The 16,488-nt window shown below is 59.2% G+C and carries 19 protein-coding genes; 10 read left to right on the top strand and 9 right to left on the bottom strand.

The genetic code is table 11. The features are described from left to right. Positions 1–13 precede the first annotated feature (13 nt). Positions 14–1,195 (bottom strand): BaiN/RdsA family NAD(P)/FAD-dependent oxidoreductase, encoded by a 1,182-nt coding sequence (locus tag FP2506_RS01540; protein ID WP_007065601.1) that lies wholly within the window; start codon positions 1,193–1,195, stop codon positions 14–16. Positions 1,196–1,419: 224 nt separating this feature from the next. Between FP2506_RS01540 and FP2506_RS01535 the strand changes: the two genes are divergently transcribed. The 5 genes from FP2506_RS01535 to FP2506_RS01515 all read left to right on the top strand — a co-directional run bounded on the left by FP2506_RS01535 (position 1,420) and on the right by FP2506_RS01515 (position 5,798). Beyond that, positions 1,420–2,742 carry an ABC1 kinase family protein gene (locus tag FP2506_RS01535; protein ID WP_007065599.1) on the top strand — a complete coding sequence of 441 codons (1,323 nt, stop codon included), beginning with the start codon at positions 1,420–1,422 and terminating at the stop codon, positions 2,740–2,742. Positions 2,743–3,098: 356 nt separating this feature from the next. Further along, a complete protein-coding gene (locus FP2506_RS01530; RefSeq protein ID WP_007065598.1) occupies positions 3,099–3,989 on the top strand; it encodes a bacteriorhodopsin in 891 nt (296 codons plus the stop codon). Then, positions 3,955–4,812 carry a Brp/Blh family beta-carotene 15,15'-dioxygenase gene (locus FP2506_RS01525; RefSeq protein ID WP_007065597.1) on the top strand — a complete coding sequence of 286 codons (858 nt, stop codon included), beginning with the start codon at positions 3,955–3,957 and terminating at the stop codon, positions 4,810–4,812. The genes FP2506_RS01530 and FP2506_RS01525 overlap by 35 nt, the downstream gene beginning before the upstream one ends. Before the next feature lie 203 nt (positions 4,813–5,015). Continuing rightward, positions 5,016–5,366, top strand: coding sequence for a hypothetical protein (locus FP2506_RS01520; protein WP_007065596.1), 351 nt, complete (start codon positions 5,016–5,018; stop codon positions 5,364–5,366). Positions 5,367–5,516: 150 nt separating this feature from the next. Next, entirely contained in the window at positions 5,517–5,798 is a 282-nt protein-coding gene (locus FP2506_RS01515) for an SH3 domain-containing protein (RefSeq protein ID WP_040488826.1), read from the top strand. 75 nt (positions 5,799–5,873) lie between these two features. Here FP2506_RS01515 and FP2506_RS01510 read toward each other — a convergent pair whose 3' ends face one another. From FP2506_RS01510 to FP2506_RS01500, 3 genes are all read right to left on the bottom strand, one after another. Next, the gene (locus FP2506_RS01510) at positions 5,874–7,169 is read right to left on the bottom strand and encodes an MFS transporter (RefSeq protein ID WP_007065594.1); all 1,296 of its coding nucleotides are present in this window, start codon (positions 7,167–7,169) and stop codon (positions 5,874–5,876) included. A gap of 4 nt (positions 7,170–7,173) precedes the next feature. After that, on the bottom strand, positions 7,174–8,208 hold the full coding sequence (locus FP2506_RS01505; RefSeq protein WP_007065593.1) for a helix-turn-helix domain-containing protein: 1,035 nt from the start codon (positions 8,206–8,208) through the stop codon (positions 7,174–7,176). Between the two features lie 104 nt (positions 8,209–8,312). Beyond that, on the bottom strand, positions 8,313–8,840 hold the full coding sequence (locus FP2506_RS01500; RefSeq protein WP_040488825.1) for an SH3 domain-containing protein: 528 nt from the start codon (positions 8,838–8,840) through the stop codon (positions 8,313–8,315). A gap of 387 nt (positions 8,841–9,227) precedes the next feature. Here FP2506_RS01500 and FP2506_RS01495 point away from each other — a divergent pair, with 387 nt between their 5' ends. Both FP2506_RS01495 and FP2506_RS01490 read left to right on the top strand, forming a co-directional pair. Beyond that, positions 9,228–9,845 carry a hypothetical protein gene (locus FP2506_RS01495; protein WP_007065590.1) on the top strand — a complete coding sequence of 206 codons (618 nt, stop codon included), beginning with the start codon at positions 9,228–9,230 and terminating at the stop codon, positions 9,843–9,845. 170 nt (positions 9,846–10,015) lie between these two features. Beyond that, the gene (locus tag FP2506_RS01490; RefSeq protein ID WP_148227435.1) at positions 10,016–10,255 is read left to right on the top strand and encodes a hypothetical protein; all 240 of its coding nucleotides are present in this window, start codon (positions 10,016–10,018) and stop codon (positions 10,253–10,255) included. A gap of 690 nt (positions 10,256–10,945) precedes the next feature. On the opposite strand, the gene FP2506_RS01480 is transcribed toward FP2506_RS01490, so the two are convergent. The 5 genes from FP2506_RS01480 to FP2506_RS17840 all read right to left on the bottom strand — a co-directional run bounded on the left by FP2506_RS01480 (position 10,946) and on the right by FP2506_RS17840 (position 13,583). Continuing rightward, positions 10,946–11,263 carry a hypothetical protein gene (locus FP2506_RS01480; protein ID WP_148227434.1) on the bottom strand — a complete coding sequence of 106 codons (318 nt, stop codon included), beginning with the start codon at positions 11,261–11,263 and terminating at the stop codon, positions 10,946–10,948. Positions 11,264–11,609: 346 nt separating this feature from the next. Next, complete coding sequence (locus FP2506_RS01475) at positions 11,610–12,017, bottom strand: hypothetical protein (RefSeq protein ID WP_007065586.1); 408 nt, start codon at positions 12,015–12,017, stop codon at positions 11,610–11,612. Between the two features lie 327 nt (positions 12,018–12,344). Beyond that, positions 12,345–12,527 carry a hypothetical protein gene (locus FP2506_RS01470; RefSeq protein WP_007065584.1) on the bottom strand — a complete coding sequence of 61 codons (183 nt, stop codon included), beginning with the start codon at positions 12,525–12,527 and terminating at the stop codon, positions 12,345–12,347. Between the two features lie 6 nt (positions 12,528–12,533). After that, positions 12,534–12,764 (bottom strand): hypothetical protein, encoded by a 231-nt coding sequence (locus FP2506_RS18630; protein ID WP_148227433.1) that lies wholly within the window; start codon positions 12,762–12,764, stop codon positions 12,534–12,536. A 330-nt stretch (positions 12,765–13,094) separates the two neighbouring features. Beyond that, positions 13,095–13,583 carry a cupin domain-containing protein gene (locus tag FP2506_RS17840; RefSeq protein WP_187289015.1) on the bottom strand — a complete coding sequence of 163 codons (489 nt, stop codon included), beginning with the start codon at positions 13,581–13,583 and terminating at the stop codon, positions 13,095–13,097. Positions 13,584–13,699: 116 nt separating this feature from the next. On the opposite strand from FP2506_RS17840, the gene FP2506_RS17835 reads away from it, so the two are divergent. From FP2506_RS17835 to FP2506_RS01450, 3 genes are all read left to right on the top strand, one after another. Beyond that, the gene (locus FP2506_RS17835) at positions 13,700–14,284 is read left to right on the top strand and encodes a TetR/AcrR family transcriptional regulator (protein WP_210160422.1); all 585 of its coding nucleotides are present in this window, start codon (positions 13,700–13,702) and stop codon (positions 14,282–14,284) included. Between the two features lie 341 nt (positions 14,285–14,625). Then, positions 14,626–15,159 carry a hypothetical protein gene (locus FP2506_RS01455; protein ID WP_007065581.1) on the top strand — a complete coding sequence of 178 codons (534 nt, stop codon included), beginning with the start codon at positions 14,626–14,628 and terminating at the stop codon, positions 15,157–15,159. Then, positions 15,156–16,481 (top strand): GAF domain-containing protein, encoded by a 1,326-nt coding sequence (locus FP2506_RS01450; RefSeq protein ID WP_007065580.1) that lies wholly within the window; start codon positions 15,156–15,158, stop codon positions 16,479–16,481. Before FP2506_RS01455 ends, FP2506_RS01450 begins: the two co-directional genes overlap by 4 nt. Positions 16,482–16,488: the final 7 nt, after the last annotated feature.

Here is a 16,488-nt window from a genome sequence, read left to right as displayed (position 1 = left end):
GCCAGGGCGGCCGCTAGCTCGCGGCCGCCCTCGCCCTCGTAGCGATAGCCCGACCTGCGGCGACCCCAGAAGCCCACGCCCACTGGAAATTATAGCCGCCGAGCCAGCCAGTGACGTCGACCGCTTCACCGATCGCAAAAAGGCCCGGCACGGCGCGCGCCTCCATCGTTTTCGACGAGAGCGACGCAGTGTCGATCCCACCCGCAGTGACCTCAGCCTTGGCATAGCCTTCGGTGCCGGAAGGACGGAAAGTCAGCGCGGTCAAGCTTTCGGCAGCATGCTCCAGTTCTGCGTCTGCGCAGTCGCCGAGACGCTTCTCAAGGCCGATACGGCCGGCCAGGGCATCGGCGAGCCGGTTCGGAAGGAGTTCCGAGAGCGCAGCTTTCAGGCCCGCCTTCGGCATCGCGCGTTTCGCAGCCTTCAAACGCTCGGCTGCATCGCGATCGAGACAGAGCGCGATCGCCTCGCCCGGCTTCCAATAGGATGAGATCTGCAGAATGGCCGGTCCGGACAGACCTTTGTGGGTGAAAAGGACCGCTTCCGCGAAGCCGACGTCGCGAATAGAGGCGACGGCCTGGCATGCGACGCCGGAGATGTCCTTGAACAGCCGCTCGTCTTCACCGAGGGTAAACGGCACCAGCGCCGGGCGCGGTGTGACCACACCCAGGCCGAACCGCTCGGCGATCTCGTAGGCGATCCCCGTCGCGCCGAGCTTCGGGATCGAGGGACCCCCAGTCGCAATGACTAAGCTGCGCGCGCTGTCGCGGCCGATCGTGAACCGCCCGTCCGCATGGCCGATCGCACCGATCCCGGTTCCAAGGCGAATTTCGACTCCCCCGCGTTGGCATTCGCCGAGCAGCAGCGTGACGATCTGCCTTGCCGAACCGTCGCAGAAGAGTTGGCCAAGCGTCTTCTCGTGCCAGGCGATATTATGCTCTTCGACCAGCGCCACAAAATCCCATTGCGTATATCGCTTCAAAGCCGATTTCATGAAATGCGGGTTTGCGGAAATAAAACAGCCGGGCTCGACATTCATGTTGGTGAAGTTGCAGCGTCCACCGCCCGAGATGAGTATCTTCTTGCCAGCCTCAGCTGCATGATCGACGACGAGGACCCTTGCACCCGCCTGCCCGGCCGTCGCTGCCGCCATGAGACCGGCACCGCCGGCACCGAGGATGATGGCGTCGTAAATCATGCTCTAGGAATTGCCCTGTCTTTCGTTCAACCGCCTCCCTTGGCAGCATCGATCATGTCGTTGTCAAACGGCCAGAACGGCAGATCCGCAAGCTCGGTCTGATGAAGGCGGGCACGGCGAAGCGTCGCAGATCCGCCGCCGGCAATGGCAAGGCCACTGCGGCATGCCATCTACGACAAACAACGCAGGCAAGAGACGGACCCATGCCGCCGAAAGATCGATCATTGCGAGACCGCCCTGTACCGAGCAGCCGATTTTCCCGGCTAACGCGGTTCGGAGGTCTGGCAAGCGGCCTTGCGGGCAACGTCTTTCTGGAAGGTGCCGGCCGGCTCGCGGCCGGCCAGCGCCCGCGGCTGTCCGAACTTCTCTTGACGCCCAGTAATGTTCGGCGGGTTACCGACCAGCTCTCGGAACTGCGCGGCGCGGCGATGAAACTTGGCCAACTGGTCTCGATGGATGCCGGCGATATCCTTCCGCCCGAACTCGCCGAAATCATGGGTCGCCTGCGCTCCGACGCTGACCCGATGCCGAAACAACAATTGGAGACGGTGCTCACGCGCAATTGGGGCCGGGACTGGCGCCACCGGTTCGAGTTCTTTCAGGACCGGCCGATCGCGGCCGCCTCGATCGGACAGGTTCACCGCGCCCTCACCCATGACGGTCGCGATCTCGCGGTAAAGGTCCAGTATCCAGGCATTGTCCGCTCGATCGACAGCGATGTCGACAATGTCGCGACGCTCCTGAGGATGACGGGGTTGATCCCTCGGCAGCTCGATGTCTCGCCGCTTCTCGCAGAAGCCAAGCGTCAGCTCCACGAGGAGGCCGATTACGAACACGAGGCCCGGTGCCTGAACCGGTTCCGGAAGCTCCTCAAGGACGATCCACGCTTTCTCATTCCCGAGGTGCACGACGACTTCTCGACCCGAGAAGTCCTAGCGATGAGCCACGTCGACAGCGCCCCGCTCGAGACGCTGTTCACTGCTGATCCGGAAACCCGCGACCGGACCGCCGCCAACCTCATCGAACTCGCCCTTAACGAGCTTTTCGCTTTTCGGACGATGCAGACGGATCCCAACCTGGCGAATTTTCGCATTGAGCGGGGTGTAACCCCGGGGACGGAGCGGATCGTCCTCCTCGATTTCGGGGCGACGCGCAGCTTCCCGGAGAAGCTCGCCGAAGACTGCAGGTCGCTCCTTCAGGCTGCCCTTATGGAGGACCGGGAGGCTGCCGATCGCGCTTTGCGCGAGCTCGGCCTTCTCGACGATCGTGTCCCCGCCCGCAAACGCGTCCAGATCCTCGATCTTTTCGAGCTCGCCGCCGGCCTACTTCAGCACGGCGACCGCTTCGATTTCGGCGAGGAAGAGATCTTTCGGACGATGCGCGAAGAAGGCATGAAACTCGCCGAGGATCGCCAAGTCTATCTGGTGCCGCCCGTCGACACCCTGTTCCTTCAGCGCAAGTTCGGCGGGATTTATCTCCTTTGCCTACGTCTCCGCGCCCGCGTCGACGCCAGGGGCCTCCTGAAGAAGCATCTTCCAGCTGTCTGATCCGCATAGGTGCGACCGCTCTGTCGCATGTCGGACCTCCGCACTGTCATCGCATTGGTTTGCCGCTCCGGGGTTCCGGCGTGGGGCTCAATTCGGGACTGGCATTCCCCGGAGGATCGGGGCGGAAATTCACGATGCCGGATTGGAAGTAAGCGCGACATGATTGAACATCGAACGCGTGCCCAGTTGTTGTCTCGTGCATGCGACATGTTCGCCGAACGCCTTCTAGTCGCAAGCTGTGCGGGAACCAACTGAACCAGAATGGCTTTGATCCCCGCACGCGAAAGCCGATGACGGATCGAGACGATCCTGCTGTTCACGTGGATCAATATCTTCGTTTCTAGTTGGGGTCCGTCATGCAAGATACCGAGTTATTCGCTGACCAGTTGGGCAACATTGAAAACCTCGTTTCCCTCACGGTCGGTCAGTACACGATGGGTTCGCTCATCCTTATGGTGAGCTACGGTGCGCATTTCGCCTTCGTGCTGTATTTCCTGATGACTTCGCTTCAGCTGGCGCCGCGCTATCGGATCGTTCCGATCATGTCCGCGATCGTTATGGTCTCGGCCGGTCTTTCGTTGCTGCGCGAGTTCAACGCTTGGGAGCAAAGCTACGAGTTCGTCGAAGGAATGTACCAGCCTCTGGCTGAAAACTCGACTTTCACCAACGCTTATCGTTACGGCAACTGGACCATTACTGTCCCTATCCTTCTGACCCAACTGCCGTTGGCATTCGGGCTCCTTCGTCCCGAGTTGCACGTCAGAGCTGCCCGGATGTGCATTCCAGCACTTCTGATGATCTGGACGGGGCTGGTCGGCCAGTTCGGTGAAACAGGCAACTATTTGCGTTTGAACGTCTGGGGAGTCATCTCCACCATCTTCTTCGTTTGGCTCATTATCGAGGTGCGCGGCGTCATCAGCCGAGCGATCGCCATGGGGCCGGCCGAACTCGCGGCGTGGCCAAAAAATATTTGGTGGTTCTTTCTCGCGTTCTGGGGGCTTTACCCAATCGCCTACGCTCTCCCACAGCTGGGTCACACGGGGGACATCGTGGTCATCCGTCAACTTCTCTATTCCATTGCCGACGTCTTCTCGAAGCTTGTCTATGGCATCATTCTCTCGCGTTACGTTCTTCGGAGAAGTGCGTTGGAAGGCTATAAACCCGCCATCGAAGCTCTGTCGCGAACGCCAGTCGACTTGTCGATGTCCAAGAATGGTGGCGCCGGTTATGGTGATGGTGACCGCTGACGGCGAACGAAATGGGGCATCCCTCAATCGCGCCTTGAGCTTCGGCACGACGAAGACGATCCACCTGCTGGGGTGGGTCGTCGTCCTGCTCGCTGTCCTGGCGCAATTGGCGGGACCGACTGCGGCAGCGATGGTCGCAGCACTCTACTTCGCATGCGGGCTGCCCCACGGCGCAAGCAATGAGCAGCGTGCGTCGCTGAGCGCCTTCGCGCCGCTCGAGATCGTTGCGTACGTAGTGACGGGCATGGCGGCGGCGGCGTTCATCTTCGCCGAACCGGTCGCCGGGCTTATCCTCTTCCTTGCTCTGTCCGCCTGGCATTTCGCCAGCGACCGGCGAGATCATACGTTAGTAACGGGCGTCGGTATCGCACTTTTGCTAGTGGGGGGAAGCGCGTTGTTTCGCCGGAGTGCGACGGCGGACGTCTTTGCGAGTTTGATAGGCACAACGGTGCCCAATCCGGTCATGTCCATTATCGCGGCAGCCGGAGCTCTTGGATGCTTGCTCGCTCTCCACACGGTCTGGAAGGAACCAAGGGCGCGCAACCTTGCCTTGACAGCGATCGGAGCACCTCTGCTACTCGACCCTGTCCTGGCGGTCGGCCTGCTGTTCCTGCTTTTTCACGCCGGTCCCGCGCAGATTGAGCAAGTCCGTAATTTCGGCCTGCGGGCAGTGCGACATGCGGCAGGTTGGCCAAGCATCGCCGCCTTGGCAATCGCCATCGCCGGGTGCTTGCTGGTCGCTTATGGCGGACTTCCCATGCCCATTCTGGCTGCAATCTTCGGGGGCATGACGGTCCCGCACATGTTGACCCTTCGCCTTTGAACTGTTCGGCCGGAAGGGACGCGCACTATCCTTTCTATTGCGAGGAAGGCGGTCCGCTTTCCCGCACTAACAGAATGCGATCTGGAATCTCAGCGTGTCGACCTCTCGTTCGGCGAGTTTGGACGGTCGGGCATTGCCGCGCGCTCGCTCGATCACTGAAGATGCCAGAGCGCCTAGCTCCAAACCATCTTGAAAGACATCTCATGATCTGTCGCCGTAAAACCGCTGTTCTTCTGACTATCGCGGGGACTCTTATCTCTCTGGCGGGATGTTCCGGAACAGGCGAAGATAATTTTTCGGAAGGCGGGACCTACGGCTACCCGTATGAGGGCCGCTGGGACTGCGAGGTCGAGACCTTTTCCTTCACCGCCAGCAGCTACGACAACGGCTCTCAAACGTTCGAAGTCACCGAGGTCCAAGAGGGCACCGACGGCTCCTATACGCTGTTTTTCGGAGACGGGGAATTGATCACTCTTTCGAATATCTCAGCGTCGCAGATGGGTTGGTACAGTCATCAGACAGGGGATAGCTTTTCCTGCAACAGGCTTACGTAAGAACGTGCGCTTCAATATCCACAAGGATGTTTCTGCTTGAACGTCAGAGCTTGCATTTCGGACCCTGAAGCATGGCCGGATTTCCCGATCGGCCCCATCCAGGCAGAAGCAGCCCGTTCGGTGCGGGCTGATACGAAGGAAGCATGTTCGATGTTCCGCTGCCTCAAGATCTCCACCATGACCCTAGCCGCGCTTACCGTCGGTGCCTGCATCTCGTCAGCAGGCGCTGCCGAAGTTTGTGGCCTCGACCCACACGGCGACAACTACCTGTCGGTGCGTGAAGGCCCCGGTTCCAATTACTATGAACTGACCCGGCTTGGGCCCGGAACATATGGCGACATCATCGACGCGAACGATAACGGCACATGGTATATCGTCGAGGCCGATGGCGAGCCGACGGGATGGGTTTGTTCGGGTTACATCTGCCAGTAGCGTCGAACCTGGATCGGGCAGCGGGGAACGACGCCGCCCGTCGCACATAAATGGTCCGGAGGGCGTAGCCAGGCTTTAAGCGGGTCTGCGCTCCGCGACATCGCCCAGAAGTGAAGCGGTGACGGCGCTCGTCAGACCCAACATGCCAGCGATAGTCAGGACCGTCAGCATCGCATGATTGAGGCTGTGGGGGCCCGGATAGGCGTTCTCGCTCAACCAGCCCACCCAGACCGGTCCTATGCCGAGCGAAAGCAATGTGACGACAAGAACGAAACCTGCCGTTACGCGGGCACGAAACTTTGCAGGCGTCAGACGCTGGATCGCCTCGATAGCAAGAGGCGTCGCCGCGCCCAGACAGAGCGTTGCTCCCCCGAAAGCGAAAGCCGCGATGACGATGTGATCGGCCAGGCAAAGCATGAGGGCCATGATCATTGCTCCACTGAGCGCAATGATCATAACGATCGGCGTTGCAGCCCGCTTGCCGTTTCTCGAAAAGCTGTCGAGCGCGACCCCGCCAGAGAGGTTTCCAACCGCTCCGAGCGCCAGCACCAGTCCACCCACGAGGAGACCGCTCTCCGCCGGAGCAATTGCAAATGTTCTTACGAAGACGGTCGGTGTCCAGGCGGCTATAACCTGGATCGACATCACCGTCGCGACCGCACACCCGAGATAGGTGACGTACCGGGGCCAATTGGCGAGCAGGACTTGGCTGATAGCGAGTTCACGGACGCGCTCCATTCGCGGCAAATCAGACAAACCAAACGCGACGACGGCGACTAGGACAATTGCATTGGCGATTAGCGAAAGCAGAAGCAGGCGCCGCCAAGGTTCCAGTTCGTCCAGCGCTTGAAACGTCTCAGAGCCAGCAAGCCATATCAGGAGTCCCCCGCCTCCGAAGAGAGCGATCCCGCGCCCAAGCGTTGCCGAGGCAGTAAATGCGGCGACCGGTCGTCCGAACGGACGATCTGCAAAGGCACCCGCGATCATGCTCATCGCTGCAGGAACCACCGAGGCCTGTCCGAGGCCGATCAGCATGCGCCCCGCAACCAATGCTTCGAATGATTGGGCAAGGGCACAAACCGCAGTTCCAACCGACCACAAGATCAGACAAAGGAGAAGAATGAGCTTCCGATTGATCCGATCGAGCAGTATTCCAAACGGAAGAATCGCTATGGCATAAAGGGCGACATAGGCCGTCCCTTGAACGAACCCGAGTTGGGTATCGGCCAGTCTCAGATCCTTGCCGACGGGTTCGAGAACGAGCGTCAGGACGTGCCGGTCTATCGAAGATACCAGATGTACCAGACAAAGGACGATTACGAGCGCCCATCTTTCGCGAGCGGACCCCGAAACAGTCTCAATCCGAGACACCGGGTCAACCAAAGTTCAATGCGCTGATCCACGTGTAGATGGGATCGTCCGACAGTCTGTCCCTGGGTATGGTCACGGAACCGTCGAAACGCTGAGTCTTCCGGTACTCGCCTGGCGGCATTCCGAACATAGTCTTGAACATGCGGCTGGCATGGCTCTCGCTTGCAAAACCACAGAGATAGACCAATTCCGCGATACCACGCGTTTCTCGCGGCCTTGACAGCAGGTGTTTGAGCCGGCGTACCCGCTGCGCCTGCAAATAGGCGTCGACACCGCCAGAGGGCTTGAACAACTGGTAGAGTTTGGACCGTGAAACGCCGGCCATAATCGCGATCTTTTCGGGATCGAGCCGTCGGTCCCCAAGATTTGCCCGGACAATCCTCTTTGCCGCTACCAGTTTGTCGGGGGAGACATCGGAGAAGCTCGCAGCGCTGGAATTCGGCGACGCTGCGATTGAAAGCAGACTGGATAAAGCGTCTATCAAAGCTGGCGCCGCATCGAGTGATAATTTGTTGGCATTTCGGTGCACCGAAACCATGAAATCCAGGAGTAGTGCGGCCGTCGCCGAGCCGAGTATCCGACCGTGGAGGTCTAAACCATCCCCGATGGCGTTCTCGATGACATGCCGGGCAACAGACATGGTTACGATATGCGCCGCATCGCATCGATTTACGTATGGCCTTGCAGCATCAAGCAATGCGATCTCGCCAGGTCGAATGATTTTCGTCGCATCCGGCGTCGTGACGACGAGCTCTCCACCCAGATTGGCCTGAAGAACGAAATGCTCGAAACCATCCGTGCGGATCTTCTGCGTCGAACGCTCGTGTGAGACCCCGCTGAGCCATCTATCGAAGATGACAATCGGTCCGACCGTGCGGGCTTCAAACCTCGCAGAGAAAGCGCGATCAGCGATGCGGACATCGCTTCCGCCGGCGTAAAGGCTTCGATAGGCCTCGGCAGCATCGTCTGGACGGTAGTCCGTGCTGCAGAAACGAAGTATTGCTTCGTTTTGAATGCCGGCCTGATGGTAAATGGTCACATCAGAACTCTAAAAGAAACAACAGGTACGCGGAAAACGATTGCAGCATGTCAGTTTCCGAATTCCATATTCCCAATGAGCGCATGCTCGATACTTTGATCACATCAACAATAGCTGAGAATTCCATTATCGCGAAGTCCACCAGACTGGCAGAAGATTCCGCCCCAATGGAAACCAATCAGGTTCTCGTCTGTCCTTACGCGGTACCACTCGTACCCGTCCATCCAGACACCGGTGTTTTCCAAGATCTCGATCGGCTGCCCGTCGTAAAGACTCGCAAGGCGTCTGGCACCGGTCTCCGGCCCTCCGCGCAGAATGCCGCCGTAGGAAAAGCCGCGGAAGCTGTCTTCACCAAACTTCTCACTCATATCCGGTAAGGCATCGGGATCCTGACCGTAGACCTCCCGTTCGGTCTCGATCATCGTTTGAATATCGGCCTCGCAGAACTCCGGGATGTTCGACCAGAAATCATAGTCTTCGGCACAGTCGCGGATCGAGTAGCTCCCGACCGGGCCACATACCCTGAGGAGTACACGCTCACATTCAGGATCGTAACCCTGAGCCTTACCGGAGGACGTGGTGAAGGACAGCATACCAAGAATGGCGATCAGGACGACTGCACGGGGTATCAATTCTCATTCCTCCAATGAGTGACCAGACGTCGCCGCCGCGACACCGAGGGGCAATGAGGCGGCGCGGCGGGACCGCCGATGATGGGCCGGTTGTTCGACGATTGCGGCTTTGAAGCCGGCGATTGCGATGCCCATCGGGGTTCGAGGCTTAGAACCGGACGCGAACTTCTTCAAATGTCCGGGAATCCAAAACTCCTGTCCGGCCGTTCGCCGCAGGTCCAGAATAATTCGTTAAGCGGCTGCGCCACTTCGAATTCGTGACGCGAACGAGCGGGCAAGAACCGTGGATCGCCGGACATGGGAGGGCTCTGTCGCCTCCGCTAAGTGCTTTCAGGTAGAAGCGGTTTCGCAGTGTCTCTGCCGGCCGACATGGACTTAAGGTCAGCAATGAAGACCAAAATGGAACCGAAGCGAATTTCGGCGGCAGTCGCATTCGTACTCGGGTCGTTGAAGGCGTCCGGCTCTGCGAACGATCGCAAAGTTACTCAGAGATTGTCGGTTTGGCTAACCAAGCGCGCCGATGGATGCCTATGCACAACGCGTTTCCGGTCGCGTGCGAGGCAATCTGCGGCATTCATCGTATCGACCATCGCCTTTTGCCTCCATGCCTCTTCGTTCGCGATCGCAGACGAAGCCTGGGTTCTCAGCGATGGATCTGAAGTCATCTATGAGACCGATATCGGCGACACCGCGGTCCTGACATACGACTATCGCGGCTCGCGGGTTCGGCTCTACTTGCCGGGCCTTTCGCTCTCGTCCGGGGGACGAGGTACTTTCTATGGCTACTGGATCGAGCCAGACCGCGATTCCTATTGCGGAGCCGAACTGACCGGTCCGGATGGTGCTCGATCGAGCTCATGGGGCCGTGCAGTGGTTTCCTTCGACCGTCCATCGTTTCCGAGCGGATGGACTGCCGAGCTCGGCCGCTGTTTCGAGGAACCCCGCGGCAGTGTTCGTGCCGACGCAATCTACGGCGACGTGGTTGTCACGCCGCATCGACCTTAACAACCGGCTTGAACTGGATTTTCCAAATGCGAAGAATTGTAATGCTATGCGCCATCGCGCTCGCTTCCCTCGGAAGCTCGGTCAGTTCGACTTCCGCGCAAACGGCGATCGACGACAGTTATTGCACGCAGATCAGCGAGAGGGATAAGCAAGCATCGGACGGATATCCGTTGACCGATGCGGGATCGATTCTTCGGCAGGATCGTGCAAACCTTCACCGGTACGGGAGACCGGATCGCGGCGACGACGGCGACTTCACCTTCGTCTCGCAGAATGCGCGAGCGCAAATTCCGCAGCTTGTAACCAACGGCAATTCCGATCCGGCGGTTCTCGATGAGATCGTCTACGGAACGCCCAGCGTCTGCGTGAACGTCTACCGCAACCACATGGATGTTTGGTTCAGATACTGACTTAGAGCTCTACCAAGAAGTCGCGACAACGGTCGGCACAGCCACATCCTGCAGCGTGCATTGTCTCTCCTGCGCCCGCGGGTGGCGCGACGCTGTCAAACAAGATCACTGTCGACGTGATGGTGACCTCTGCAGTCGCCGAACGCTTCGCTTTACGCAACGAGGCGTTCGCGGTGACCGGTCCTCTCATAAAAGAGTATCCGAGGCGCAGTTGAAGGTAGGCGAACTTAGGGAATTGGACGTTGGCTTTGCGCCCGGCACAAGCGCGCTGTCTGCGGTGCCGGCCACCCCTTAGGCCATATCGGAAGTTTCAGCCTGACGGGCGGAAAGAGCGCGGACCGACTTCTCTTCGCAATGGCGACAAACCCATCCTGCCCACCCCCGATGTCGCTTCAGGAAGGCGCAGTTCTGCCGAGAATCTTTAAAATCGACACTTCTTCGATGAAAGCGTCGACGCGGCGCTTTCTCAATCCCAGTAGTCTGCATCGCGATCAATGTAGAAGCAGTTGCGTCGTATGTCCCCGAACGCTCTTAAGGTACGAGTGGGGCCTATTTCTTTCGCTTCCAACTGATCGAGTTTAATGCGAACGCGGACGGTTTCGTATTGTTTTGGCGCCCCGATCGAAATCGTCAGTTGCTCGAATTCCTTACGCATGGAGCATTCAGCGCCGAGCGGTCTATCCGTAGAAATCACTGCCGCCAGAAGAATCGCCGGAACATGCGCACGCAAACAATCGATGATCCGACCACCAGGAACGCGGCCAACTGAACCATGGCCACCATGGCGACGACGATCGGATTTTGCCCGTCGGGAGGAGCGAGATGAAGGGCATAAGTATCGAGAGCGGCACCGCCGATCGCCAAAACAACGACGATGACGGACAGGATCCAACGCCACGGGCCGGACACGGCCAGAACAAGTGTCGCTAGACCAGCGAGCGGCGCGATGGCGAGCAGATAGAACCAGAAACTGGAAACCACGTCCGTCGCGATCGAAAATGCCCCCAAGACCAGGAACTCTCCGAAAAGGTAAGCGGCGAAAAGCGAAAAGGCCACTAAACCTACGAAAAAGGCCGTTCGGGACGTCCGGCTGGCGCTCTCGCACTTTTCGGGATGGCTTGGCGCAGGGATGGGTTTCGGCGCTGTCACTCCTCGGCCTCCGCTACCGTGAACGCAAGACGATCGCAATCTCTGTTCACTTGAGCAGGGACTGAGAGCACCGAATGAGGAGGCTGGGCGGCGATGAATGGGAGCGCAATGATCCGGGCCATGTCAGGTCCTGAAGAGTTTTCGCAGGCGCGTTCACTGGCAGCCGGCCTGACAAGTCGGCTGAATAGATCAGAAGCGACCATTCTCATGGCGTGAAGGAATACACATAGGACGCACACATTTCACCGATGTCTTCAGGAATGTCCTGCGTGGTGAAGACGGCGATCGTCACAAGATCGTCCTCCGGATCATTCCACGGCAGATCGTCCCATTCATCCTCGGCGTCGTCCCAAACCGCAACGAAAGTAATCGACCCCTCTCCGCACAACCGGTTGCCGGAGGATAGGACGGGATCGTCTGGGGTGTCCGATAGCCAGATATCGGCATGCCGCCATTCGCCATCGATCATGATCGAGGTGCCATCGAGTGGGCCGAAGCCAAACACTGTGCCGTCCTCAAACGTGATGCCTGTTTCCGTCAGCTCAATGTCGCCCGTAACTGCGGTCGCCGTGCCGCTGTAAGCTTCGAGGCTGACAGTTGTCGCATTCGCCATCCCTGTCGCGGCAAGGAGGACCGCCAAACCGCAAGAAAGCCTGCGAAAAGGTGTGAACATGAAAGAAGGCCATTCGCGATTGTAAGTGCCGGTTCAGTCTTCACACCTACAGTTTTCCAGGCGGGTTCCGTATGTCCGAGAATTTCGAATTGCTGACGCAGGGTGTCGCGATGGCTCCGTCATTGAAGCACAGTTATGAGTTTTTCCTGACTAACGCCGACACGTACGCCGGGGGCTCGGAGACCTACTCTGGTTTGCAACACGACGGATCTGGCTCTGACTGAGCGACCCACATTTTCTCTGGACGGGGCGGTCAGGAATACTCGTTTAGAGGCTGCCGACGAAGAACAGCGCAGCAACGATCAAGATGGCAAAACCGACCAGAAGCCACTTCCCAGCGCCCTTTCCCAGAGCGACCCGCTTGTCGGCGATGGGCATCCCATCGTGAAGGTTCGACGGAGCGCGCGGACCAGTCTTGGTGACTGTCTCAGTCTTTCGATTCTCTGCCATGCGGAACTATCCTGACTCTCTGCCTCGTCTTACATATTTGATACTGCTCGTTCGAGTGAACTGATGCGATGCTTGCTTTAGAGCCGCGCGGATCGCCTCGAAGCTGCGAAGCCGAATGGGCACTTCGACAATACGCAAAGCTGAAGTTGCGCCAAAGCCGGCGTGCTGTTGACGAAGCTGTTCATAATCTTCGTAATCGGAGCGTTTTGCCATCGCATCCTTGATGGTCCGGTTCATGCGGTTTCCTGGACCCGTCTCCGGGAGACGTCGCTTTATCGTTAGCACGGCAAGCATAGCGTGGTTTGGGAGATGATGCTCGATGTCGACGTTAGCACAGGCACCTTCTGGCGTACGACTTTGAGAAAGGACACTTTCCGTGCTCGTCGCTCTGACGTCCTTTGGCATCTCTCCGTCGCGCGAAGGATTGATTCTGACGCCCAGTCTTCACGGAGATACCCATCCATGCCTATCGGTCGACGAAGGCTAGAGTTGGTCGAGGCCGAAGGCAGACTTTCCAATCGGTTGCGCCGGCCTTGTGGGTGACCGGCACAACCGAGTCACGGTCGATCAGAACGGCAGCGGACCAAGCACATCCTGGCCTGACCTCCGGGCAGCAGCCATCAGGAAATCAATGTCGGGCTCGGAGGGCTCCGGAAATCCGTCTCCCGAAGCGGGCCTGCTCGCCTCGCGGACGAATTCCGCAAAGTCGCGGTCGTTGGTCATCATCAGCAGCCGGGCCGGACCTGACCCGGCAACGCGATAGCCGTGCGGGATGCCGCGCGGTCCAAAGGCGAAGTTGCCTGCTTCGAGCGTGATGCGATGCTCGCCGACCTGCGCGCTGATCACACCCTCGAGAACGTAGAAATACTCATCGTGGGTGTAGTGGACGTGCCAAGGCGTTTCCCATCCGTTTGGCGCAAAGACTTCGATCATGCTCATCGTGCCGGCGGTGTTGGCGCCATCGGCCTTGATCCACGCGAGTGCGGACAGAAATTCACGAGCCGGGACGGAAGCGATTGCAGATGCAGCGGTGGTGTAAACCGGTGTGTTCAACATTTTCAGGTTCTCCATATTTGCGATTGGGGTTAGGCGCATATTTCATGATATAAGTATTTCACGAAATTTCTCTCTCGTCAATATGGAGGTATCATATGCCGAGCCGCGACTATCAAATGCGTAAACGCGCAAAGGCGCAGGACGAGACCCGTGCGCGGATCGTCGAAGCGACGACTGAGCTACATGCCGAGCAAGGCGTGATCTCCACGTCCTATGTCCAGATCGCCGAACGCGCTGGCGTCGGCGCCGCGACTGTGTATCGGCATTTTCCTACCCCCGGGTCGCTATTCGAGGCCTGTGGCGCAACGATCTGGGACAGGATCAAGCCTCCCCTCCCCGAACAGGCGCCGGAAGTTATGGCTGGGTGGAAGCCCGGACGGCCGCGATTGGAACGTCTGGTCGACGAACTCGACCGCTTTTTTGAGCGCGCCGCTGTCTGGATCGAGGTTGCCGCTAGAGACCGAGACCGCGTGCCCGAATTAAGCGCCTTCCTCGATCAGGTCGACGCGGGGATCGAGGCGCTGGTTCGCGAAGCGCTGGCGCCGGACGCGGGTACTAGAGATGTCGGCGTAGTGGCGGCCCTGTGCGACATCGCCGTCTGGCAGCGGTTTCGAAAGCTAGACGAAAGGCCAGAAGAAGTCAGAACGATCCTCGTCGGACTTTTGGAATGCTCCATGGCAAGGAGCCGCCGCCGGATTTGAAATCGGTCATTCCGGCGCCGACGCTTTAAGCTCGACGACGATCCGCCCTTGTTCCGATGGTGACCAAACCGAAGCCTCGCGCTCGAATAGTCCCATTCAGGCATCGTGGCGTCTATTGCAGCACCCGTCCGTCTCTCCTACCCCTTACTTCCCACCCCGATCGCCTGTCCGGCCGAGATCCCGGGGCGGCTCGCTGCAACTTAAAAAATTGCTTCACGACTACGGCGATCCGGGCCAAGCTGATGGAGCCGACAGCGAAAAAGTCGCTCGCACGGAAAATGCGATGCGTGTAACCTAGGGACAACCTGTATGAACTGTCGGAAACTCTGTGAGTCGCCTCGGTGTCCAGTGTCGTAGTTCAGAAAGCGCTGCAGGAAACCGATCCTTTGGGTCTGGCCGTCGCCTTCGCCCAGGTCTCGGAATTCTGCCGCAACGGGGCCAACACGATTTTCGGTGTCGTTGGACTCGATCGGCGTCCCTTGGCCGGCATCGCGCTCGGGTGCCCGCTCGTCGGGCCTGATCGAGTGCGGGTCCTGCTTGCCCGGTCGCCCAATGCGCAGCTTCTGCTCGATCTGACGCGCGAAGGGAGGATCGCGCTGACCGTGTCGGAAGTGCCTTCACATCGATCGGTCCAAATCAAGGGCGACCAGGCGATGCTGCTTGCCGCCCGTCCGGATGACATAAGGACCGTCTTGCGCGATCTGCGCGCTTTCCGCGACCGGCTGATCGATGCGGATTTCGGCGAAGGTTTTTCTTCGAGTTATTGCAGCTTCGATACCGACGACGCGGTTGCAGTCGAATTCGTACCGCGGGAAGCATTTACCCAAACGCCCGGCCCCCAAGCGGGCGAACGGCTGCTGCGCGCAGCGTCATGACTTCGCTCGATCAGATACGAAACTGTCTGGAAGGTGTAGTACCGGCCTTCCTCGCCACGTCCGACAAGGACGGCATGCCCAACGTCTCGGAGATTTCGCAGGTCCACTACGTCGATCCGTCGCGCGTTGCGCTGTCTTACCAGTTCTTCAATAAGACGCGGCGCAACGTGCTGGAAACCCGTGTAGCCTCGGTTGTCGTGGTCGATCCAGACACCAACGCACAGTTCCGGCTCGACCTCGATTACGAGGAAACCCAGACCGCCGGTCCGCTTTTCGAGGCGATGCGCGCCAAGCTGGCCGGCATCGCGTCGCATAGCGGGATGGAAAAGGTGTTCCGCCTGCTCGGCTCCGATCTGTTCCTTGTGCGCAGGATCGAGTCCCTGGAATCGCATCGTTTGGAATGGTCGCGACCGTGCAATCCCCTCAGCGCCGCGCGGCGTGTGGCGGCCGTACTGAACGCGATGGACGAACTGGGGCCGCTTCTGGATGCATTGCTCGACGCACTCGAACAGCATCTCGGCATCGGCAATTCGATGGTTCTGATGCTCGACCGCGAGGCGAACCGGCTGTTCACAGTGGCCTCGCATGGCTATGCGACGACGGGGATTGGTTCGGAAATCGGCCTCGGCTCCGGAGTGATCGGCGTCGCAGCTGCCGAGGGCGTTCCGATCAGGATAGGCCATCTCGCGGCCGAATACAGCTATGGCGCCGCAATCAGATCGGCGGCGGGAATAGCCGAAAATGCGTGTCCAGAAACCGTGATCACCTATCCCGGGCTTGAGGCACCGTTGAGCCAGATCGCGCTTCCGCTGCGCCCGCTCGGCAAGACGATCGGCGTGCTGTTCGCCGAGTCGCTTCAACGCAACCGCTTCAGCTATGATGACGAGGACGTTCTGCAACTGATTGCCGAAAGCCTTGGAATGCGCATCCTTCTGGGTCAGAGCGACGGCCGCGATTACCGCGCGGTACAAACGCCGCAGACGCTGGACTATGCCGGTTCGGTGCGACTCCGTCATTATCGGTTCGACGACACGGTCTTCATCGACGAGGCCTATCTGATCAAGGGGGTCGCGGGCGCAATCTTCTGGAAATTGGCAAGCGAACATGCCGCGACCGGGCGAACGGAATTCTCCAACCGAGAACTCAGGCTCGATCCATCGCTGCGGCTTCCGGCCCAGTTCGATAATCTTGAATCGCGTCTGCTCTTGCTGCAACGCCGGCTCGCAGAGCGAGGCGGTCATATACAGATCGCACGTTCAGGTCGGGGACGGTTCCGGCTCGATGTCGCGAATAAGCTGGAATTGGAGTTGGAAGAGATCTGAGCGCCGC

Source organism: Fulvimarina pelagi HTCC2506 (assembly GCF_000153705.1).
In the GTDB taxonomy this organism is placed as follows: domain Bacteria; phylum Pseudomonadota; class Alphaproteobacteria; order Rhizobiales; family Rhizobiaceae; genus Fulvimarina; species Fulvimarina pelagi.
The sequence above is the reverse complement of the archived record's forward strand: the minus strand, read 5'-3'. Positions and strand labels throughout refer to the sequence as shown.

Bases quoted from the DNA above. Each gene is read 5' to 3' on its own strand.
- FP2506_RS01540 (WP_007065601.1), bottom strand. From the start codon at position 1,195: ATGATTTACGACGCCATCATCCTCGGTGCCGGCGGTGCCGGTCTCATG.
- FP2506_RS01530 (WP_007065598.1), top strand. From the start codon at position 3,099: ATGCAAGATACCGAGTTATTCGCTGACCAGTTGGGCAACATTGAAAAC.
- FP2506_RS01525 (WP_007065597.1), top strand. From the start codon at position 3,955: ATGGTGGCGCCGGTTATGGTGATGGTGACCGCTGACGGCGAACGAAAT.
- FP2506_RS01520 (WP_007065596.1), top strand. From the start codon at position 5,016: ATGATCTGTCGCCGTAAAACCGCTGTTCTTCTGACTATCGCGGGGACT.
- FP2506_RS01515 (WP_040488826.1), top strand. From the start codon at position 5,517: ATGTTCCGCTGCCTCAAGATCTCCACCATGACCCTAGCCGCGCTTACC.
- FP2506_RS01495 (WP_007065590.1), top strand. From the start codon at position 9,228: ATGAAGACCAAAATGGAACCGAAGCGAATTTCGGCGGCAGTCGCATTC.
- FP2506_RS01475 (WP_007065586.1), bottom strand. From the start codon at position 12,017: ATGGCGAATGCGACAACTGTCAGCCTCGAAGCTTACAGCGGCACGGCG.
- FP2506_RS01470 (WP_007065584.1), bottom strand. From the start codon at position 12,527: ATGGCAGAGAATCGAAAGACTGAGACAGTCACCAAGACTGGTCCGCGC.
- FP2506_RS18630 (WP_148227433.1), bottom strand. From the start codon at position 12,764: ATGAACCGGACCATCAAGGATGCGATGGCAAAACGCTCCGATTACGAA.
- FP2506_RS17840 (WP_187289015.1), bottom strand. From the start codon at position 13,583: ATGTTGAACACACCGGTTTACACCACCGCTGCATCTGCAATCGCTTCC.
- FP2506_RS17835 (WP_210160422.1), top strand. From the start codon at position 13,700: ATGCGTAAACGCGCAAAGGCGCAGGACGAGACCCGTGCGCGGATCGTC.
- FP2506_RS01450 (WP_007065580.1), top strand. From the start codon at position 15,156: ATGACTTCGCTCGATCAGATACGAAACTGTCTGGAAGGTGTAGTACCG.